This window comes from Streptomyces sp. NPDC107538 (genome assembly GCF_055657445.1).
In genome coordinates this window covers 139,240-159,270 of the sequence record NZ_JBVKAY010000016.1, presented here as the reverse complement: position 1 = coordinate 159,270, position 20,031 = coordinate 139,240, and the positions used below count along the sequence as shown (strand labels likewise).

Here is a 20,031-nt window from a genome sequence, read left to right as displayed (position 1 = left end):
CTGCGGTGGCGGCTGCGGCCGGCCCCGCGACATCGATTTCGACTTCGGCTTCGGCTTCGGCTTCGACGAGTCGGGCCAGGCGGATGCGGTTGATCTTGCCCAGTTCGGTGCGGACGATCTCGCGCTCCCGCTCCGGCGCGTTGCCGATCCGCTCTCTGACCGCGTCGCGCATCTGCTCCCCGGTACGGCCGGTGGCGCAGATCAGGAAGACGTGGCCGAACTTCTCCTGGTAGGCCAGGTTCAGTTCGAGCATCTCCGCCTTGAGCGTGTCGGAGGCGCCGGCCATCCCGCGCTGTTCACGGGCCGAGGTCGGGTCGCCCGGCTTCGGGCGGCCGATCGGGGGGTGTCCGGCCATCGCCTCCGCGAGGTCCCCCTCGGTCAGCTCGGCCATGGCGGCGTCGCTGGCGGTGAAGAGGTCCTCGGGGGTGGCGTAGGGGCGGCCGGCGAGCAGCCTGCGCCCCCATTCCGCCGAGGCGCACGCCTCATGGAGCGCGGCGGCTGCCGCGTGCTGCTCCAGGGCGTTGAAGCGGGCGAGGCCCGGTGTCGAGGAACGCGAAGAACGCGAAGTCACGGGTGCCTCCGTCGCCGTGGTGCTGGACTGACTGGCTACGGCAAGCTAACGCCTCACGACACCCTCACGTCAACAGTTTGTTGAAAAACGCGGCGGCGGGGGCGCGGAGGTACGGGCCGGGACGACGGCGAGACCCCGGCTCTCAGGCCTCTTTCTCGCGGTTGAGGTAGTTGTAGACGGTGAAGCGGCTGACGCCGAGCGCGCTCGCGACGGTCTCCACGCCGTGGCGCACGGAGAAGGCGCCGCGCGCCTCCAGTATCCGTACGACCTCCTGCTTGGCCCTGCGGTCGAGGTCGGCGAGCGGCTTGCCCCGCTGCCGTTCCATCGCGGCCAGGATGTGGTCCAGCGACTCGGCGAGCTGCGGCAGCCGTACGGCGACGACGTCGGCGCCCTGCCAGGAGAGGACGACGTCGTCGGGGCCGGCCTCGCCGGGCGGCAGCATGACCCCGCCCATGGCGTCGACCAGCGGCTTGACGGCCGCGACGAAGGGCTCGTCACCGGGGGCGGTCACGCGCCGCCCTCCCCGATCACATTGACCTGGAGCGAGATCCGGGTGGCACCGGAGGCCAGGGTCCGGCGCAGCAGCGTGTCCACGGCGGTGAGCACGGCGTCGGCACCGCCCTCCGCCGTGTTCCCGAACGGGCCGACGTCGACCGCGTCCAGCTCTGCCGCCTCCACGACCTCACGGGCCACGAGCGCGTGCGCCGGGGCCTCGTCCAGATCGAAGGGCTCGGTCGTGAACTCCACTCTCAATCGCACTGCGCCCCCAAGGCATCCACTCTGACCTGCACGTCCCCGCAACCCTCCGTTGGAGAGGGCACATCGGGGGCACATTCTCCCGCCACCGCACGGAGAGCTCTGTCCACCGCCGCCCGTGTCCGCTCCTCCGACGCAGGGAGGAGGTGACTGGAGACGTTCAAGGTCATCGCGGTGTTGGTGTGCCCCAGCCACTCCGACACGACCTTAACGGACTCCGCAATGGCCAACCGCGGTTAAACGATCGCGGTGCTCCTTGAGGATTTAGTGACGCAGCGCGCCTAACAGCAGTTGTCGCAGGCTCTGTCCCAGAGCAGCCCCTCGGTCCGGGTGTTGCCGACCCAGCCGCGCTCGGACTCGAATCGCGGCCGACACGTCATGCCGGGCATGAGGCCCGTCCGTCGCGCGCACGTCGAACAGCCCGGCATAGCCGTCGCCGGGTTCGCGGCCGCCGGCGAAGGCGGCCCGCCTTCGCTCTCTTCTGGTCAGGGCCCGGACTCGGCGGTCAGCGCAGAGACCGCATCCAGCTGTTCCCGGGTGAGTGCGACATCAGCGGCCGAGGCGTTGGCACGGAGTTCCTCGACCGTTTCCGCTCCGATGATCACCGACGTCACGGCAGGGCGGGACAGCAGCCAGGCCAGTGAAACCTGCTGCATCCCCAGCCCCCACTCACGGGCCAGGCGGTCGAGCTCGCGGGCGATCGTGATCTCGGACTCCGAGAATCCGGAACCGCCGAAGCGCTTGTTCCCGGAGATCGGGCGGTCCAGCACGGACAGGCCGGCCAACAGGCCGCCGTGCAATGGCGCGTAGGGGATGATCGACAGTCCGAACCTCACGCACGCGGCGGCCAGCTCCCGCTCGGCGCTTCGGTCCAGCAGGCTGTACTGCACCTGCGCGGCCACCGGAGCGGACACCAACCGTCGGTCGTCGGCGATCCACAGAGCCTCGGTCATCTGCCAGGCCGGGTGATTGGACAGGGCGACGTACCGCAGCTTCCCCTGCCGGATCAGGTCGTCGTACACCGCGAGAGTCTGCTCCAGCGGCGTGTCCGGATCCGGGAAGTGCGCGTAGTAGAGGTCGATGCGGTCGGTGCGCATCCGGCGCAGGCTCTGCTCGACCCGCTGGATGACGTACCGGCGCGACAGACCCGCATCCGGGTCGAACCGGCGCTCCCCCGACTTCGTCGCCAGCACCACCTCATCCCGGCGCCCGGCGAGGGCACGGCCGAGGATCTCCTCAGCGGACTCGCGCTCCGAGGCCGGAGGAACACCGGGACGGTCGAACGTCGAGGTCGAGCCGTAGACGTCGGCGGTGTCGAAGAAGTTGATCCCCAGATCCAGCGCCGCCCCCACGACACCATCGGCGTCCTGGGAACTCGGTGCCACCCCGAAAGTCGCCGTGCCCACACAGATGCGGGATACGCGCACACCGGCCGGACCAAGGATCGAGTACTCCATCTGGTGGGTTTCCCTTCCGGGGGCTTCAGCGCGGGTTGAAACGTGCACGCGATCAGAGGAGCCCCGCCCCAGGCGGCCGCACACCGTATCGGCCTCAACGCTAACCGACCGGTTATATTTCGGCAACGGCCGTGAGAGATTGGCGGCATGCCAGACAGTGCTCAGACCAGAACACGGGGCCCCTACCGCACAGGGATCCGCCGACGCGAGCAGCTCATCGGCATCGCCATGGACGTCTTCGGCGAACACGGCTTCGCCGGCGGGTCCCTCCGTACGATCGCCGAGCAGGCCGGCGTCACCCACGCCACCCTGATCCAGCACTTCGGGAGCAAGGAAGGCCTGCTCACGGCCGTGCTGGAGGAGTGGGACCGACGGACCGTGGCCAACAGCCTCACCGACGTCAGCGGCCTGGACTACTTCCGGCGGCTGCCCGAGGTCATGGTCGCCCACCAGGACAACCGAGGGCTGCTCGAGTTGTTCACCACCATCGCAGCCGAGGCCTCGAGTCCGACCCATCCGGCCCACGCGTTCATCACCCGGCGCTACACCACCAACCTGGCCACCCTCGCCGCGCACCTGCGCGAAGCCGCCGAAGCCGGCGAGATCGCCCCCCTCTCCCCCGCGCAGATCGAGATCGAGGTGCGGTTGGTCACCGCCGTGCTGGACGGCATCGGTCTGCAATGGCTCCTCGACCCCGAAACCGACATGCACGCCGGCGTCTCGTCCTACGTCGAACGAGCCATCACCGCCTGGGGAGGCCGGTGATATCCGGATTCAGTCGCTGACCAGTCGAGTTCGCCGAGGCGGCGGAGGGATCCGGGTTCGCATCGCTGACCGAGAATCCTGAGGATTTCCCGGTCAGTCGTTCCCGTGTGTGTCCGTGTGGGTTGTGGGCTCGGGCAGGGGTTCGGTGTTGCGGCTGCTGAGGCCGTCGAGGGAGATGCGCAGAAGGCGGCGCCACTGACCCGGGTGGCTGTCACCGGTCGTCAGGACGGCCTGGCTCAGGGAGCCGCTGAGCAGGACCAGGTCGTCGGTGGTGACGTCGGGGCGCAGCAGGCCGACGTTCATGCAGCGGGTGCGGAGCTCGTCGATGAACGTGTAGCACCGCTGGGCGCATGAGCTGCTGGGGCCGCCGTTGGTGGTGTAGCTCTCCACGACGGCGCGGTTGCGGGCCTGCGTGGTGAGCATCTGCTCGAAGAACCCGGTCAGGGCCTGCCAGGGGTCCTCGGTGGCGGTGGCCTGCTCGTGGGCGTCGGTGAGCCAGGCGGTGAACTGCTGTTCCAGGACGGTGGTGAGCAGGTCGTCCTTGGTCGGGAAGTGGCGGTACAGGGTGCCCATGCCGACGCCACTGCGCCGGGCGATCTCCCGGACGTCTACCGCGCCGCCCTGCTCCGCGAAGACGGCGCCGGCCGCCTCCATGATCGCGGCACGGTTGCGCTCGGCGTCGGCGCGGCGGCCGCGCTTGGCGGGCTGCCCGGGTGCGGGGGTGGGCGCGGGGGTGGGCTGGTCGGCGAGGGTCACGGCCTCAGGGTACAGGGCACCGGAACATTGCGGAGCAAGTGCTCCGGTTGTGCTACGTTCAAGGGGAGCAGTTGCTCCGGTTCAGCGGTGCGAGCGGCCCCCGGCCTTCGCCTGCGCGTTTTCCGCCTGAGCCCTGCTCGCCCACAACACACCGACGGACCGCACGGTCTGCACGATCGGCACGGACCACACGGCCCGCACGGTCGGGACGGCCCGCACGGTCGGCACAGACCGCACGGTCGGCACGGACCGCACGGTCCGCGAGACGAGGAGATCCCTTCCATGGCAACACTCGGCATCATCGGCAGCGGCAAAATCGGCACGAAGGTCGCCCGGCTCGCGATCGCGGCGGGCATCGACGTCGTCCTGTCCAACTCCCGCGGCCCCGAGAGCCTGGCCGAGACAGTGGCAGAGCTCGGCGAGCGGGCCCGCGCCGCGACCCCCGAGGAGGCGGCCCGAGCGGGCGACTGGGTGGTGGTGAGCATTCCGCTGGCCGCCTACCAGAAGCTTCCCGTCTCCGAGCTGGCGGGCAAGGTCGTGCTCGACACGATCAACTACTACCCGTTCCGCGACGGAGGCATCGAGGCCCTCGACTCGGGCAGGACCACCACCAGCGAACTCGTCCAGGAACACCTGGCCGGCGCGAAGCTCGTCAAGGCGTTCAACAACATCAGCGACCACCACATCCCCGAACTGGCCCGCCCCGCAGGCGCCGCCGACCGCACCGCCCTGCCCATCGCCGGCGACGACCCCCAGGCCAAGACCAGTGCCGCCGACCTGATCAGCCGACTGGGCTTCGACACCGTCGACGCCGGCCCCCTGACCGAGAGCTGGCGCTTCGAGCCGGAGACCGACCCGTACGCGGCGCCGTACTTCGTCGACCCCGACGTCCTGAGGGCATTCATGGCACAGGTGGGCGAGGACCTCCGCTCCGGCACTCTCCCGCAGACGCCGTACCCGCTCGACCCGGGCGTCCCGCTGCCCGCGGCACGGCTGCGCACCCTCCTCGCCGAGACCCCCCGCAAGCTCACCGCCGACCGCGTGGTCGCCTGACCCCCGGACGAGCCCTCGCCGGTCCGGCGCACCCACTCTGCCCGGGAGAGATCCCGGACGAGCACGGACCCGGACGGGAGGGACTCGGACTCGATATTCATCCCTGTGCCACGAGGAGATCCCACCATGCCGTTCACCGTCACTGACGTGCCGCACCTGCCCGCCGGGTTCGCCGACACGTTCACCAGCCACACCGTCCAGACAAGTGATCTGACCCTGCACGCCGTGGTCGGCGGCGACGGGCCGCCGCTGCTGCTCCTGCCCGCCTGGCCCCAGTTCTGGTACCACTGGCGCCTGGTCATGCCCGCCCTCGCCGAGCACTTCACCGTCGTCGCCGCCGACGTCCGCGGCCTGGGCGGCAGCGACAAGCCCGCCACCGGCTACACCCCAGTCACGTTGGCCGCCGACATGGCCGACCTGATGACCGCTCTGGGCCACGAACGCTTCGCCGTCGCCGGCTACGACCTGGGCATGAACATCGCTCATGGCCTCGCCGCCAGCCACCGCGACCGTGTCACCCGCCTCGTCGTCGGCGAGTCCGTCCTCCCCGGCCTCTCCCCGTCCCCGCCGCTGATCTCGGACGCGGCCACCAACGCGTTCCTGTGGCACTTCGCCTTCAACCGCCTGCAGGACATCAACGAACGCATGGTCGCCGGACGCGAGGAGATCTACTTCGGCCACCAGTTCACCTCCAAGGCCGCCCGGCCCGACGCCATCCCACAGCACGCCGTGGACGTCTACGTCGACCTGCTGCGCGACCCGGCCGCCCTGCACGCCGTGTTCGAGTACTACCGCACCCTCGACGAATGGCCCGAGCAGGTCCAGCGCTGGCGCGACGAGGGCCCGCTGAGCATCCCGGTCCTGGCCATCGGCGGCGAGTACGCCACCGGCACCGGCCCGGAGGCAGACATGCGCCGGCTCGCCACGGACGTCACCGGACTGGTGATTCCCGGAATCGGTCACTTCCTGGCCGAAGAGGCCCCGGAAGCCCTGACGAAGGCACTGCTGGACTTCCTGCTCTGACCGGGCAGGGCACCGACCCAACCGAGCCGGCACGGGTGGTGGCCGCAGCCACGACCGGTCCCACCGGCCGTCACGTCGTCGACCGGGGCCTCGCGGCCGGCGACACGGTCACCGTCCTGGCCCGCCGCCACCTCACGCGAGGACGTCGCGAAGGCCATGATCGGCCAGGACGCCGTCATCTCGGCCCTCGGCAGAAGCACCTCCGTGCGCGCCGACGACCTCTTCACCCGCGCCGCTACGGCCGTGATCGCCGCGGCCGAGGAACAGGGCGTGTCGCGTCTGGTGTGGATGTCCTCGTTCGGCGTGGGCGACACCTACAAGTCGGCGACCGCCGTGCAGAAGCAGCCCCGAGTGGATCCGCCGCGACACCGTGATCACGGACTGCGCGGTGCCGTTTTCCGCCGAGCCCTCTTGACAAGGCCTGACCATCGACGGCAATCTTCCATTAGGCAGAAACAAACTTCCGCAATATGGAATTACTGAGCCGGTATCGAAGGGAGCGTCTGGGACCCCATGGGATTCGCGGAGCAGCGCTTCAACGTCAACCTGTCGATCCTCTTCACGGAACTCCCGCTCCTGGAGCGCCCCGCGGCCGCCGCCGCGGCGGGCTTCACCGCGGTCGAGCTGTGGTGGCCCTGGGTCGACTCCCCCACCCCCGCGCGGTCCGAACTGGACGCCCTGCGGGGCGCGTTGGAGGACGCGGGCGTCCAGCTGACCGGGCTGAACTTCTACTCCGGAGTGCTTCCGGGACCCGACCGGGGCGCCCTGTCGATCCCGGGTGAGGAGGCGGAGCGGTTCCGCGCCAACATCGACGTGGCCGCGGAGTTCGCCGGGTCCGTCGGCTGTACGGCGCTCAACGCCCTGTACGGCAACCGCGTCGACAGCGTGGACCCTGCCGAGCAGGACGCGCTGGCCCTGGACAACCTGGTCCTGGCGGCCCGCGCCGCCGACCGGATCGGCGCGATCCTGCTGATCGAGGCCCTCAACAAGGTGGAGTCACCGCTGTATCCGCTGGTGTCGGCCCCGGCCGCCGTCGGCGTCGTGGACCGGGTCAACGAGGCGTCGGGCCTCGGCAACGCGCGCTTCCTGATGGACCTCTACCACCTGTCCATGAACGGCGAGGACCTGCCGAAGGTGATCGCCGAGCACACCGCGAAGACCGGCCATGTGCAGATCGCCGACAACCCCGGCCGCGGTGCCCCCGGCACCGGGAGCGTCCCGCTGGAGGACCTCCTCGACCAGTTGGGCAAGGCCGGGTACGAGGGGCTGGTCGGCCTGGAGTACAAGCCGGGCGACCGGCCGAGCGCCGAGGCCTTCGCGTGGCTCCCCCGCGAGGCCCGCGCGGCGCGCTGAGCGCCACCCCGGCACCGAGCGCCACGCCGACGCCGAGCGCGACCTCACCGCCGCGCCGACGCGGAGCGCGACCTCACCGCCGTGCGCCCACCCCACCGCCGTAGCAGAGCAGTCAGAGAGGCACCCTCACCATGAGCAAGCTCCCCAAGATCGCGTGGATAGGCCTCGGCATCATGGGCTCCCCCATGTCCGAGAACCTGATCAAGGCGGGTTACGACGTCACGGGCTTCACACTGGAGCAGGACAAGCTCGACCGGCTGACCGCCGCCGGCGGGACCGCGGCGGCCTCCGTCGCCGAGGCCGTCCGCGGTGCCGACGTGGTCGTCACGATGGTGCCCGCCTCCCCGCAGGTCGAGGCCGTCGCGTACGGCCCCGACGGCATCCTGGAGAACGCGAGGCCGGGCACCCTGCTGATCGACATGTCGTCCATCACCCCGCGGACCTCGATCGACCTCGCGCACGCCGCGAGGGAGAGGGGGGTCCGGGTGCTCGACGCCCCGGTGTCCGGCGGTGAGGCGGGCGCGATCGAGGCCGTGCTCTCCATCATGGTCGGCGGCGAACAGGCCGACTTCGACGAGGCGTCCCCCGTCTTCGAGGCGCTCGGAAAGACCATCGTGCTGTGCGGGCCGCACGGCGCCGGGCAGACCGTGAAGGCCGCCAACCAGCTGATCGTCGCCGTGAACATCCAGGCGTGCGCGGAGGCCGTGGTCTTCCTGGAGAAGTCGGGCGTGGACCTGACGGCCGCGCTCGACGTGCTGAACGGCGGGCTCGCGGGCTCGACCGTGCTGACCCGCAAGAAGGACAACTTCCTGAACCGGGACTTCAAACCGGGCTTCCGCATCGACCTGCACCACAAGGACATGGGCATCGTCACCGACGCCGCCCGCACCGTGGGCGCGGCCCTGCCCGTCGGCGCCGTGGTGGCCCAGCTGGTCGCCTCGCTGCGCGCCCAGGGCGACGGCGGTCTCGACCACTCGGCGCTGCTGCGGGCCGTGGAGCGTCTCTCCGGCGCGCAGGGCTGAGGCGGCACCACCCCGAACTTCCGGTCCGTGGCGGCGCCGACATCTGTCCTGTCGCGCCCAGGTGCCGCCGCGGACCGGAACCGCCGTTCACCGTTCCGGGTACGCCGACTTCCTGAGGTGTGTCGGCGGGCGCCTCGCGATGTTCGTACGACTCCCGACGGTGCGTGAGGGTCTGGCCGATGCCGCCGGGTGTGCGGACGGCCCGCCCCCGCGATCAACTTCGTCCATCGACTTCCATCCTCTTCCATCCCCCGATCGGCGTCCGGCCCCTGGTGGACACCCATCAGCCACCGGACGCACCGCCCGCGACCGTTTCCGACCGACCCGGATGAGGGGTGCGGGTCGGACACCCGCGGGCAGGGCACGGACCGCGGCGGCCCCGCGCGCCAGTGCGGTGGTGAAGGCTCCGGCCCGCGTCTCGACGTGAGGGACGCGGAACCGGCGCCGCGCGACCGCCGCGGTCCGAGCCGCCCTGACCCACCGAGACCCAGCCGGACCCGGGAGCCCTGAGGCTCCCGGGTCCAGCGGTTTCTCGTACGCCGGCACCTCCACGCGGCCATGGCCTCCTGCCTACGCAACGGTGCGTAGACCGTCTACGGAACCCTCAAATCAACCTCTGAACCCGGGTGTAAGGGCTTCAACTCCCCCTGCTTCAGGGCACATTCTCGAAGCACGAGGCCCGCCGGCACGGGGGCGGCGGGCCTCGACGGGGGAAAGGCCCCACGGGGGAAAACGGGGGGCACGGGGGAAAACGGGGGAAAGCCCCACGGGGGATCGGGGGAAACGGGGGCCCGGGGATCGGGGGTGAACCGGGAAACGGGGGAGGCCGAGTGCGGCGGCGCGACAGAGCGGCTCGCGTCGAGCGAGGTCGCGCTGCCGCGAGGCTTCCCCTCCACCCCCGTCAAGAACGGCGCGCGTACACCTCCGAGCACGCCCGTGGGAGCGGATCACGGGCGCGGGACGGGGCGGCCCACCCCCCGGATGAGCCGCCCCTGACGTCCGTACTCAGTACTCCGCACTCCGTACTCCACACTCCGCCTCCGGCCGTCGCCGAAGGCGTCCGCCTCAGACCCGCAGCGCCTTGATCGACGTGGGCGCATGCCCCGGTTCCGTCGCGGTCTCCTCGAACTCGACGACGTTGCCGATGTCGTTCGTCGTGGACATCGCGATGTTGGTGACGCGCTCCAGGATCGCCTCGACGACGACCGGCACCCGGTACTCCGCCGCGAGCTTCTTCGCCTGTTCGAAGGCGGCGCCCAGTTCGGCCGGGTCGGTCACCCGGATCGCCTTGCAGCCGAGGCCCTCGGCGACCTTGACGTGGTCGACGCCGTAGACGCCCAGCTCGGGCGAGTTGACGTTCTCGAACTCCAGGTTGACCTGGAAGTCGATGTCGAAGGCGCGCTGGGCCTGCCGGATGAGGCCCAGGTAGGAGTTGTTGACGAGGACGTGGACGTACGGGATGCGGTGCTGCGCCCCGACCGCCAGCTCCTCGATCATGAACTGGAAGTCGTAGTCGCCGGACAGGGCGACGACGGACGCCTCCGGGTCGGCCTTGGCGACGCCGAGCGCGGCCGGGACCGTCCAGCCGAGGGGGCCCGCCTGGCCGCAGTTGATCCAGTGGCGCGGGTGGTAGACGTGCAGCATCTGGGCGCCTGCGATCTGCGAGAGGCCGATGGTGGAGACGTACCGGGTCTCGGGGCCGAAGGCCTTGTTCATCTCCTCGTAGACGCGCTGCGGCTTGATGGGGATGTCGTCGAAGTGCGTACGGCGCTGGAGGCGGGCCCTGCGGTCCTGCGCGTCGGCCGCCCAGGCCGAGCGGTCCGGCAGTCGGCCCTCGGCCTTCAACTCCCGTGCCACGGCGACGAACAGCTCCAGCGCGGCCTTGGCGTCGGAGGCGATGCCGTAGTCGGGGGCGAAGATCCGGCCGATCTGGGTGGGCTCGATGTCGACGTGGACGAACTTCCGTCCGGCCGTGTAGACATCCAGCTTTCCGGTGTGCCGGTTGGCCCAGCGGTTGCCGATGCCGAGGACGAAGTCGGACTCCAGGAAGGTCGCGTTGCCGTAGCGGTGCGAGGTCTGCAGGCCGACCATGCCGGCGTTCAGGTCGTGGTCGTCGGGCAGGACGCCCCAGCCCATGAGGGTGGGGACGACCGGGACACCGGTCAACTCGGCGAATTCCCTCAGCAGTTCGCTCGCGTCCGCGTTGATGATCCCGCCGCCCGCGACGATCAGCGGGCGCTCCGAGGCGTTCAGCAGCCCGAGCGCCTTCTCGATCTGGGCGCGGGTGGCGGCCGGTTTGTAGACCGGGAGCGGTTCGTAGGTGTCCGGGTCGAACTCGATCTCGGTGAGCTGGACGTCGATGGGCAGGTCGACGAGGACGGGCCCGGGGCGGCCGGAGCGCATCAGATGGAAGGCCTGCTGGAAGACGCCGGGGACCTGCGCGGCCTCCAGCACGGTGACGGCCATCTTGGTGACCGGCCCGGCGATGGAGGCGATGTCGACCGCCTGGAAGTCCTCCTTGTGGATCACGGCCGTGGGTGCCTGGCCGGTGACGCAGAGGATCGGGATGGAGTCACCGATGGCCGAGTACAGGCCGGTGATCATGTCGGTGCCGGCGGGCCCGGAGGTGCCGATACACACGCCGATGTTGCCGGGGTGGGTGCGGGTGTAGCCCTCGGCCATGTGCGAGGCGCCCTCCACATGCCGGGCGAGGGTGTGCTGGATGCCGCCGGAGGCCTTCAGGGCCGCGTAGAAGGGGTTGATCGCGGCGCCGGGGACACCGAACGCGTCGCGGACACCCTCGCGCTTGAGGATCTCGACTGCCGCGCGGGCAGCGGTCATACGAGCCATTGCGTACTCCTGTTTCGGCTGCCGGACTCGCGCTCCCGTCGCGCCCCGCCGCGAGCACTTCCGTAATGTGGAAATTGTTTTCTGCTATCTGGAAGCAATGTAGGGGGCGGGGTAAGGGGCGTCAAGGGCGCGGGCAGCGGAATCCACCTGGGCGTCTCAGGGTGTTTCCCTGCCGGGGCAGCACGTGCTGGAGGACGATGAGGGGGCGTTTTCGATGTGACTCGGCGGTGGGGTGGGGAGCATGAGCGAGAGCATGGCGGTGCGGTGCCCGGACTGCGGGCGCGAACATCAGTACGCCGCACCGGCCTATCCCTGCGCGTGCGGCGCCCCGGTCGCCCCGACCCTGAACCACCGCGCCGCCGCCACCTCCGTCACCCACCACACCTGGGACGAGGACTGGGTCACCGTGCGCTGCGGGAGCTGTGGCCGCGCCGACCAGTGGCCCCATCCGGAGCTGGGCTGCTCCTGCGGGACGGTGCTGCGGGTGCCGGTGGCCGGGGCGCTCCGTCCGCTGAGCACCGACGGCGCTCTGGAGCCGGCCGGGGTGCCCGGCGGTCCCCGGGCGACCTTCCGGCCCGTCACCATCCGCACGGCCCGCGACGCGGTCACCGCCGTCGCGCTCTATCTGCGCTGGCTGGGCTACCGGGACATCCGCCGCGCCGACCAGCGCCAGCCGTCCGGGATCGGGCTGGCCGCGCGGGGCGTCCTGGCCCAGGTGGACCCCTCGATCGGTCCGGCCTCGCTGCGCGACGTCGAGTGCCTATGGCTGACCGCCATGACCGAGTCCACCGACTGCGTCTACTTCTCCCTCGCCGGATACAGCAACGACGCCCGCGACCGCGCCGACGGCCTGGGCGTCTCCCTCTTCGTCCTGGACCTCACGGGCACCCCACAGCCGGTGAACGGCGCGGCGACGGAGCTGGTGGCGACGGGCGTGAAGAGCTGAGGGACGTGCGCACGCGCGCGGCTAGCCCGCCGCGTACCGCTCCCGCAGTTCGATCTTCCGTACCTTCCCCGAGACCGTCATCGGGAAGGCGTCCAGCAGGCGCAGCGCGCTCGGGATCTTGTAGTGGGCCAACCGCCCGTCGCAGTAGGCCCGCAGCTCCTGAAGCGTGAGCGGTTCGGCGGCCTCGTGCGGGATGACGCAGGCGAGGACCTCCTCGCCGTACCGCTCGTGCGGCACGCCGACCACCTGGACGTCGGCGATCTTCGGGTGGCCGTACAGGAACTCCTCGATCTCGCGCGGGTAGATGTTCTCCCCACCCCGGATGATCATGTCCTTGATGCGGCCGACGATCTCGACGTACCCGTCCTCACGCATGACCGCCAGATCCCCGGTGTGCATCCACCGTCCGGCGTCCACGGCCTCGGCGGTCTTCTCGGGCTCCTCCCAGTAGCCGAGCATCACGCTGTAGCCACGGGTGCACAACTCCCCTGCGGTGCCGCGTGGTTGGGTCACCCCGGTCGCCGGGTCGACGACCTTCACCTCGATGTGGGGGAGCACACGGCCGACGGTGCCGGTGCGGTGTTCCAGGTCGTCGTCGCGCCGGGTCTGGGTGGAGACGGGCGAGGTCTCCGTCATGCCGTAGCAGATCGAGACCTCGGTCATGTGCATCTCGGCGACCACCCGTTTCATCACCTCCACCGGGCAGGGCGAACCCGCCATGATGCCGGTGCGCAGGGAGGAGAGGTCGTACGCGGCGAAGCCGGGGAGGTTCAACTCCGCGATGAACATCGTCGGTACGCCGTACAGCGAGGTGCAGCGCTCCTGCTGGACGGCGTCCAGGGTGGCCTTCGGGTCGAAGGACGGGGCCGGGATGACGACGCAGGCGCCGTGCGAGGTGGCGGCCAGGTTGCCCATCACCATGCCGAAGCAGTGGTAGAAGGGGACCGGTACGCAGATCCGGTCCTTCTCCGTGTACGCGATCAACTCCCCCACGAAGTAACCGTTGTTGAGGATGTTGTGATGGGAGAGCGTGGCCCCCTTGGGGAAGCCGGTGGTGCCCGAGGTGTACTGGATGTTGATCGGGTCGTCGCAGGACAGCTCCGGAAACGGCACCGGGGTGCCGCGCGCGACCAGCGTGTCCCAGCTCGGGTCGCCGATGTAGACGGCCTCGCGCAACCGCGGGCAGCGGGGCCGGACTTCCTCGACCATCGCCCGGTAGTCGCTGGTCTTGTGGCCGAGCGAGGCGAAGAGCAGCGAGACGCCGGCCTGGTTGAGGACGTACTCGACCTCGTGGGTGCGGTAGGCCGGGTTGATGTTCACCATGACCGCGCCGATGCGGGCGGTGGCGTACTGGACGAGCACCCACTCCGGGCAGTTGACCGCCCAGATGCCGACCCGGTCGCCCTTGACGACACCGCTCGCGAGCAGCGCGTACGCCAACTGGTCGACGTCGGCGGTGAATTGCGCATACGTCCAGCGCCGCCCGGACGGGACGTCGACGAGGGCCTCGCGGTCGGGCCAGGCCGTGACCGCCCGGTCGAGGTCGGCGCCGATGGTGTCGCCGAGGAGCGGGGTCGCGCCGGTGCCGTGGGTGTAGGAGAGGAGGCTCATCGGTGGTCCTCCTCGCGGTACTCGGCGTCCGAGCCGGCGGCGGTGGCCTCGCGCAGCTCGATACGGCGGATCTTGCCCGACACGGTCTTCGGCAGGTCCCCGAACTCCAGTCGGCGCAGGCGTTTGTAGGGCGCGAGGACGGTCCGGGAGTGCTCGAAGAGCACCTTCGCGGTGTCCGGGCCGGGCTCCCAGCCCGCCGCCAGCACGATGTACGCCTTGGGCACGGCGAGCCGCAGCTCGTCCGGGGCGGGCACCACGGCCGCCTCGGCGACCGCCTCGTGCTCCAGCAGGGCGCTCTCCAGCTCGAACGGGCTGATCTTGTAGTCGCTGGCCTTGAACACGTCGTCCGCGCGGCCCACATAGGTGAGGTAGCCGTCCGCGTCGCGGGAGCCGATGTCGCCGGTGCGGTAGTAGCCGCCCGCCATGGCCTCGGCCGTACGGTCCGGGTCGCCGTGGTAGCCGGTCATCAGGCCCACGGGGCGGTTGGAGAGGTCGAGGGCGATCTCTCCCTCGTCGGCGTCGGGGGCGCCCGAGACGGGGTCGAGGAGGACGACCTTGAAGCCGGGGCCGGGCCGTCCCATCGAGCCGGTCTTCAGCTTCTGGCCGGGACTGTTGGAGACCTGGACGGCGGTCTCGGTCTGGCCGAAGCCGTCCCGGATGTCGACGCCCCAGGCCCGGCGCACCTGCTCGATGACCTCGGGGTTGAGGGGCTCACCGGCGGCGACCACCTCACGGGGCGGGGTGCGCAGCTGGGTCAGATCGGCCTGGATGAGCATCCGCCACACGGTGGGCGGGGCGCAGAAGGTGGTGACGCCCGCGCGTTCCATCTCCGCGAGCAGCCGGCCCGCGTCGAAGCGGGCGTAGTTGTGGATGAAGACGGTCGCCTCCGCGTTCCACGGGGCGAAGAGGTTGGACCAGGCGTGCTTGGCCCAGCCGGGCGAGGAGATGTTGAGATGGACGTCGCCGGGTTGCAGACCGATCCAGTACATGGTCGCCAAGTGGCCGACGGGGTACGACACATGGGTGTGCTCGACCAGTTTCGGCTGGGCCGTGGTGCCCGAGGTGAAGTACAGCATCAGCGGGTCGCCGGCGTTGGTCGGGCCGTTCGGCTCGAAGCGGGCGGGGGCCGCGTAGGCCTCCTCGTACGGCCGCCAGCCGTCCACCGTGCCGCCGACCGTGGTGCGGGTGTAACGGCCGGGCACGTCCGCGAACTTGGGCGCGTCCTCGGCCCGGACGATCACATGCCTGACCCGGCCGCGCTCCACCCGGTCGCGCAGATCGGCGGGGCCGAGCAGCGGGGTCGCGGGGATGACGACGGCGCGCAGCTTCATCGCGGCGAGCGCGGTCTCCCACAACTCCGCCTGGTTGCCCAGCATGACGAGGATCCGGTCGTCGGCGCGGACACCCCGGTCCCGCAGCCGGTTGGCGACCCGGGACGAACGCTCGGACATCTCGGCGAAGGAGATCCGGGTCTCGGTGCCGTTCTCCTCGACGATGTGCAGCGCGGTGCGGTCGTTCCCACGTGCGATCACGTCGAACCAGTCGAGCGCCCAGTTGAAGTACTCCGGGCGCGGCCAGGTGAAACCCTCGTAGGCCGTGACGTAGTCCTCACGATGGGCCAGCAGGAAGTCCCGGGCGGCCCGGAACTCGTCCGTGGCGCTCGTCCTCGCCGACATGTGTCCTCCTCATTGCCGGACCGTTGCCTGACATCGTGTAATGCGTGATACACGTCTCACCACCCCCGAACGGGGGTGCGCCGCGCGGAAGGGGCGAGTTCATGGGTGGGGATCCCTCGGATTCCGTCGGACCGGCCGGCTCCGGCCGGGCGGACATGCGGGGCGCGCTGCACCGGCTGCGCCGGGTCACCGGGCTGCCGCTCGCCTTCGCGGGGCTGGTCGAGCCCGGCCCCGGGCAACTGCGCATCAGCGAACTCCAGGGCAACCGGACCACCGCGCTCCAGGGCCTCGCCGTGCACTCCGGGAACGGCCTCGGTGGCAAGACGGTGGCCCTGGCCCGCCCCTGCTGGGTGACCGACTACTCCGTCTCCCGCCAGATCAGCCACGAGTACGACGCCGCGGTCGCCGCCGAGGGCATCCGCTCCGTCCTCGCGGTCCCCGTCGTCGTACGGCGTCAGGTGCGCGGGGTGCTGTACGGCGCCCTCCGCGCGGCCCGGCCGCTGGGGGACCGCACGGTCGGGGCGGCGCTGGAGGCGGCGCGGGACATGGAGCAGGCGCTGGTGGTGCGGGACGAGGCGCGGAGTCTGCTGGCCGCGACACGGGCGCCCGAGGGGGGCTCGGCCGGGGCGTGGGAGGAGGTCCGGGAGGCGCATGGCGCGCTGCGCGCGCTCGCGCCGCGGATCGGTGATCCGGAGCTGCGGGCGGAGCTGTTGCGGGTGTGCGGGCGCCTTGCCGGTGTGGCGGGCGGGGAGGGCTCCGACGGGACGGGCGGTGCCTCGCGGGTGGCGCTCACGCCGCGTGAGACGGATGTGCTGGCGTGTATCGCGACGGGGGCGACCAACGCGGTGGCCGGGGAGCGGTTGGGGCTGCGGCCGGAGACGGTGAAGGCGTATCTTCGGTCGGCCATGCGGAAGCTGGGGGCGCACACGCGGTGGGAGGCGGTGGTGGCTGCCCGCCGGGCCGGGGCGTTGCCGTAGCGCTCCGCTGGGCTTGGCCGGGTCGCGCCGTAGGGGTGCCTGTCCGGTTCGGCCTGCGGGTCCGTCGTGGCTGATCGCGCAGTTCCCCGCGCCCCTTACGGGCGCGATGCCCTCGGGGCCATTCATGTAACCGGCATGTGAATTTTCCTATGCCGTACCCTTCCTGTTATTTCCCACACTGGGCCTACGTTCCGAAATTCAAAGACTGGACGCCTAATATTGGCCCGGACACGACACTTGAGGGGAGCGGTGGCCCGTGCGACGGGAGTTCAAGGAGCCTGGGAGACCCCGCCCCGACCTGGTCATAGGCAGGGAGGAGCTGTTCGCGGGGGCCCGTGAGCAGCTGTCTCGGGGCGGCAGCGTGCTGGTGCACGGGTCCGCGGGAATCGGGAAATCGACCGTCCTGCGCGCCCTGGCCGCCGAATACGACGAATCGGCACGGACGGTGCTGCGCTGCTCGGCCACCGAGTCCGAGTCGCATCTGCCGTTCCTCGCGCTGACCGATCTGCTCGGCCTGGTCATGGACGAGGTGTCCGAGCAGCTGCCCGCGCCGCAGCGCACCGCGCTGGAGTCCGCGCTCACCGGCCGTGGCGAGTCCACGCTCCAGCGTGACGGGCTCGCGCTCCGGCTGGCCGTGCTGTCGACGCTGCGCGCGCTGGCCGCCAAGGGCCCGGTGCTGATCGTCGCGGACGACCTCCAGTGGCTGGATCCGGCCAGTGTCGAGCTGCTCGGGTTCGCCGCGCGGCGGCTCGGCGAGATGCCGGTGCGCATGCTGTGCGCCGTACGTACGTCGACGGACCCCCACGGTCACGAGCAGGACAGGTATCTACGCGCGTCCCCGCCGGACACCCTCGCCCTGCGGGTCGCCCCGCTGTCCCGGACGCATGTCGCGGAGCTGCTGGAGAACCGCGGCTACACCGGTCTGCCGCGCTCGACCGTGCGGGACATCCACCGCACCAGCGGCGGCAACCCGCTGTTCGCGCTGGAGCTGGGCCGCGCCCTCGCCGACAGTCCGACGCCGCCGCGTCCGGGCGAGGCGCTGCCCGTGCCGACCTCACTGCGGACCCTGGTGCTGAACCGGCTGGACATGCTCTCGGCCGAGGCCCGCCGCACCCTGCTGGTGGCCAGCGCCGGTGCCCGGCCCACGGTGGCGCTGCTGCGCGCCGCCGGGCGGGAGAACGCCGAGGCGGAGACCGCGCAGGCCGTAGAGCTGGGGCTGCTCGCGCCGGAGCGGGAGGGGCCCGGCGTGCGGTTCGCGCACCCGTTGGTGTCGGCCGCGCTGTACGCCGAGGCGACCGCCCAGGAGCGGCGGGCCGCCCACGCGGCGCTGTCCACGGCGGCCGTCGACCCCATCGAGCGGGCCCGGCATCTGGCGCTGGCCACCCATGGCACCGATCCGCAGGTCGCCGGGCAGCTGGGCGAGGCCGCGGCCGTGGCCCGGGACCGGGGCGCGCCCTCGGTCGCCGCCGAGCTGGGGCTGCTGTCGGCCCGGCACACCCCGGCCGACGCGGTGCCGGGTCCGGACGAGCGGCGGTTGCAGGCCGCCGAGGACGCGCTGACCGCCGGGGAGAACGACCTCGGCCGGGACATCGCCCGTGAGGTGCTGAGCCGGGCCACCGAACCGGCCGAGCGGGTCCGGGCCTGGATGGTGGTGATCGACGCGGCCGGGCAGTCGCTCGCCGAGGTCGACGCCGTCTATCCGCAGGTCCTCGCCGACGCGGGCGACGATCCGCGGCTGCTCGGCCTGGTCCGCTACCAGCTGGCCTGGCGGGCGCTCGTCCTGGAGGGCGACTTCGCCCAGAGCCGCGAGGAGGCCGCGCGGGCGGCGGAACTCGCCGGGCGGGCCGAGGACCGGCGCACCGAGCTGCTCGCGCTCGCCTTCCAGGCGCAGGCCGAGATACTCATGGGCCACCCGGACGCGCCCATGACGATCAAACGGGCGCTGAAGGAGCCGCAGGATCCGCAGCTCGCCTGCCATCACAACGGGGCGGGCGCGACCCGCTTCCGCTGGCTGATGATGAGCGACCAGCTCGGCGAGGCCCGCGCCACGATCACCTCGCTGCTGCGTGAGGTGCGCCGGCGCGGCATGGTCGAGAGCGAGGTGCACTATGTGCGCTTCCTCGCCGAGACCGAGCTGCGCTCCGGGCACTGCGGCCGGGCCCTGGACCTGGCCCGCGAGGGCTATGTGCTGGCCCGGGACTCCGGTATCGGCGAGGGCGCGTCCGCGATGCTCACCTCGCTCGCGGAGGCCGCCGGCGGTGACGTCGAGCGGGCCCAGGCGCTCGCCCGCGAGGCCGCCGAGCGCGCCGAGCAGGACGGCGACCTGATGTACCTCTCCCGCGCCCTGGGCGCCCTCGGGCATGCCCGGCTGGTGGCGGGGGACGCGCCGGGGACGGTTCAATCCCTGCGGCGCGTCAGGGAGTTGGAGGACGGGCTGGGGGTCAACGACCCGGCGCGCGGGCGCTGGCACGGGGATCTCGCCGAAGCGCTGGTGCGGGTGGGCGAGTTGGCCGAGGCGCAGGACGTCATCGACGTCACCCGGCAGCAGGCGCTGCGGCTCGGACGGGAGAGCGTGCTCGCCGTACTGGACCGGGCCGAGGCGCTGGTGCGCGCGGCGCGGGGTGAACAGGACGCCGCCGTACGGCAGTTGACGTCGGCTCAGGACCGGCTCGCCAAGTTGGGCTACGGCCTGGAGGAGGCGCGGGCCGCCTTCGCCCTGGCGGGGCTGCGTACCCTGCCGGGGGCCCTCGGTCACGCTCGACCAGGGGGGACGCCCGTGTCCGGGCCCGGCTCGTACGACGAGGCGTCCCGGCTGTTCCGGCGCTGCCGCGCCCTGCCGTGGCTGCGGCAGGTGGAGGAGGCCACCGTCGCCCCGGCGCCTGTGCAGCAGCCCGCGATCGCCCCGTCGGCACTGGACGCCCTCGCCGTGCTCGCGGCGACGGAACGCCAGGTCGCGGAGCTGGTCATGGAGGGCGCGACCAACCGGGAGATCGCCGGCCGGCTGTACATCAGCGTGAAGACGGTCGAGGCGACACTCACGCGGGTCTACCGGAAGCTGGGCATCCGGTCGCGTGTGGACATCGTGCGACTGGCGGCGGGACACCGTACGAACTGACCTCCCCGGACCGGCTGACGAGCCCCTCCAGGGGACAGGTGCGCGCAGCGAGCTTGGGGGGACGGGTGCGCGCAGCCACCTTGCGGCTCCAGCCTAGGCT

General features: G+C 71.4%; 16 protein-coding genes and 1 pseudogene. 9 read left to right on the top strand and 8 right to left on the bottom strand.

The features are described 5' to 3' along the window. Window positions 1-55: 55 nt before the first annotated feature. From uraD to ACZ7MG_RS37120, 4 genes and pseudogenes are all read right to left on the bottom strand, one after another. A pseudogene (gene uraD, locus ACZ7MG_RS37135) lies at window positions 56-571 on the bottom strand (2-oxo-4-hydroxy-4-carboxy-5-ureidoimidazoline decarboxylase); the annotation flags it as partial. 142 nt (window positions 572-713) lie between these two features. Then, window positions 714-1,082 carry a helix-turn-helix domain-containing protein gene (locus ACZ7MG_RS37130; protein ID WP_471383635.1) on the bottom strand — a complete coding sequence of 123 codons (369 nt, stop codon included), beginning with the start codon at window positions 1,080-1,082 and terminating at the stop codon, window positions 714-716. Beyond that, window positions 1,079-1,330, bottom strand: coding sequence for a hypothetical protein (locus tag ACZ7MG_RS37125; protein WP_471383637.1), 252 nt, complete (start codon window positions 1,328-1,330; stop codon window positions 1,079-1,081). Before ACZ7MG_RS37125 ends, ACZ7MG_RS37130 begins: the two co-directional genes overlap by 4 nt. A 482-nt stretch (window positions 1,331-1,812) precedes the next feature. Then, the gene (locus tag ACZ7MG_RS37120; RefSeq protein WP_471383639.1) at window positions 1,813-2,784 is read right to left on the bottom strand and encodes an aldo/keto reductase; all 972 of its coding nucleotides are present in this window, start codon (window positions 2,782-2,784) and stop codon (window positions 1,813-1,815) included. A 147-nt stretch (window positions 2,785-2,931) separates the two neighbouring features. On the opposite strand from ACZ7MG_RS37120, the gene ACZ7MG_RS37115 reads away from it, so the two are divergent. Continuing rightward, on the top strand, window positions 2,932-3,549 hold the full coding sequence (locus tag ACZ7MG_RS37115) for a TetR/AcrR family transcriptional regulator (RefSeq protein WP_471383642.1): 618 nt from the start codon (window positions 2,932-2,934) through the stop codon (window positions 3,547-3,549). A 93-nt stretch (window positions 3,550-3,642) separates the two neighbouring features. Here the strand turns inward: ACZ7MG_RS37115 and ACZ7MG_RS37110 are convergent, their stop codons facing one another. After that, complete coding sequence (locus ACZ7MG_RS37110) at window positions 3,643-4,305, bottom strand: TetR/AcrR family transcriptional regulator (RefSeq protein ID WP_471383645.1); 663 nt, start codon at window positions 4,303-4,305, stop codon at window positions 3,643-3,645. A gap of 282 nt (window positions 4,306-4,587) precedes the next feature. Between ACZ7MG_RS37110 and ACZ7MG_RS37105 the strand changes: the two genes are divergently transcribed. From ACZ7MG_RS37105 to ACZ7MG_RS37085, 5 genes are all read left to right on the top strand, one after another. After that, window positions 4,588-5,358 carry an NADPH-dependent F420 reductase gene (locus tag ACZ7MG_RS37105; protein WP_471383649.1) on the top strand — a complete coding sequence of 257 codons (771 nt, stop codon included), beginning with the start codon at window positions 4,588-4,590 and terminating at the stop codon, window positions 5,356-5,358. 126 nt (window positions 5,359-5,484) lie between these two features. Further along, window positions 5,485-6,381 (top strand): alpha/beta fold hydrolase, encoded by an 897-nt coding sequence (locus ACZ7MG_RS37100; protein ID WP_471383652.1) that lies wholly within the window; start codon window positions 5,485-5,487, stop codon window positions 6,379-6,381. Between the two features lie 156 nt (window positions 6,382-6,537). Continuing rightward, window positions 6,538-6,864, top strand: a complete 327-nt coding sequence (locus ACZ7MG_RS37095) for an NAD(P)H-binding protein (protein ID WP_471383654.1) — start codon at window positions 6,538-6,540, stop codon at window positions 6,862-6,864. Between the two features lie 30 nt (window positions 6,865-6,894). Next, on the top strand, window positions 6,895-7,734 hold the full coding sequence (locus ACZ7MG_RS37090; protein ID WP_471383657.1) for a TIM barrel protein: 840 nt from the start codon (window positions 6,895-6,897) through the stop codon (window positions 7,732-7,734). A gap of 131 nt (window positions 7,735-7,865) precedes the next feature. Next, window positions 7,866-8,756 (top strand): 2-hydroxy-3-oxopropionate reductase, encoded by an 891-nt coding sequence (locus ACZ7MG_RS37085; protein WP_471383659.1) that lies wholly within the window; start codon window positions 7,866-7,868, stop codon window positions 8,754-8,756. 1,065 nt (window positions 8,757-9,821) lie between these two features. On the opposite strand, the gene gcl is transcribed toward ACZ7MG_RS37085, so the two are convergent. Continuing rightward, the gene (gene gcl / locus ACZ7MG_RS37080; protein WP_471383661.1) at window positions 9,822-11,606 is read right to left on the bottom strand and encodes a glyoxylate carboligase; all 1,785 of its coding nucleotides are present in this window, start codon (window positions 11,604-11,606) and stop codon (window positions 9,822-9,824) included. 241 nt (window positions 11,607-11,847) lie between these two features. Here gcl and ACZ7MG_RS37075 point away from each other — a divergent pair, with 241 nt between their 5' ends. Beyond that, complete coding sequence (locus tag ACZ7MG_RS37075) at window positions 11,848-12,552, top strand: hypothetical protein (protein ID WP_471383664.1); 705 nt, start codon at window positions 11,848-11,850, stop codon at window positions 12,550-12,552. Window positions 12,553-12,573: 21 nt separating this feature from the next. Here ACZ7MG_RS37075 and ACZ7MG_RS37070 read toward each other — a convergent pair whose 3' ends face one another. Together ACZ7MG_RS37070 and ACZ7MG_RS37065 are read right to left on the bottom strand one after the other, a co-directional pair. Further along, on the bottom strand, window positions 12,574-14,163 hold the full coding sequence (locus tag ACZ7MG_RS37070) for an AMP-binding protein (protein WP_471383667.1): 1,590 nt from the start codon (window positions 14,161-14,163) through the stop codon (window positions 12,574-12,576). After that, window positions 14,160-15,839 carry an AMP-binding protein gene (locus tag ACZ7MG_RS37065; protein ID WP_471383670.1) on the bottom strand — a complete coding sequence of 560 codons (1,680 nt, stop codon included), beginning with the start codon at window positions 15,837-15,839 and terminating at the stop codon, window positions 14,160-14,162. Before ACZ7MG_RS37065 ends, ACZ7MG_RS37070 begins: the two co-directional genes overlap by 4 nt. 101 nt (window positions 15,840-15,940) lie before the next feature. On the opposite strand from ACZ7MG_RS37065, the gene ACZ7MG_RS37060 reads away from it, so the two are divergent. Next, complete coding sequence (locus ACZ7MG_RS37060; protein WP_471383673.1) at window positions 15,941-16,816, top strand: helix-turn-helix transcriptional regulator; 876 nt, start codon at window positions 15,941-15,943, stop codon at window positions 16,814-16,816. 256 nt (window positions 16,817-17,072) lie between these two features. Next, window positions 17,073-19,931 (top strand): helix-turn-helix transcriptional regulator, encoded by a 2,859-nt coding sequence (locus ACZ7MG_RS37055; protein ID WP_471383676.1) that lies wholly within the window; start codon window positions 17,073-17,075, stop codon window positions 19,929-19,931. Window positions 19,932-20,031: the final 100 nt, after the last annotated feature.

Coding starts and splice junctions, on each gene's coding strand:
- ACZ7MG_RS37115 (WP_471383642.1), top strand. CDS start 2,932: ATGCCAGACAGTGCTCAGACCAGAACACGGGGCCCCTACCGCACAGGG.
- ACZ7MG_RS37060 (WP_471383673.1), top strand. CDS start 15,941: ATGGGTGGGGATCCCTCGGATTCCGTCGGACCGGCCGGCTCCGGCCGG.
- ACZ7MG_RS37090 (WP_471383657.1), top strand. CDS start 6,895: ATGGGATTCGCGGAGCAGCGCTTCAACGTCAACCTGTCGATCCTCTTC.
- ACZ7MG_RS37100 (WP_471383652.1), top strand. CDS start 5,485: ATGCCGTTCACCGTCACTGACGTGCCGCACCTGCCCGCCGGGTTCGCC.
- ACZ7MG_RS37070 (WP_471383667.1), bottom strand. CDS start 14,163: ATGAGCCTCCTCTCCTACACCCACGGCACCGGCGCGACCCCGCTCCTC.
- ACZ7MG_RS37095 (WP_471383654.1), top strand. CDS start 6,538: ATGATCGGCCAGGACGCCGTCATCTCGGCCCTCGGCAGAAGCACCTCC.
- ACZ7MG_RS37105 (WP_471383649.1), top strand. CDS start 4,588: ATGGCAACACTCGGCATCATCGGCAGCGGCAAAATCGGCACGAAGGTC.
- ACZ7MG_RS37075 (WP_471383664.1), top strand. CDS start 11,848: ATGAGCGAGAGCATGGCGGTGCGGTGCCCGGACTGCGGGCGCGAACAT.
- gcl (WP_471383661.1), bottom strand. CDS start 11,606: ATGGCTCGTATGACCGCTGCCCGCGCGGCAGTCGAGATCCTCAAGCGC.
- ACZ7MG_RS37065 (WP_471383670.1), bottom strand. CDS start 15,839: ATGTCGGCGAGGACGAGCGCCACGGACGAGTTCCGGGCCGCCCGGGAC.
- ACZ7MG_RS37120 (WP_471383639.1), bottom strand. CDS start 2,784: ATGGAGTACTCGATCCTTGGTCCGGCCGGTGTGCGCGTATCCCGCATC.
- ACZ7MG_RS37085 (WP_471383659.1), top strand. CDS start 7,866: ATGAGCAAGCTCCCCAAGATCGCGTGGATAGGCCTCGGCATCATGGGC.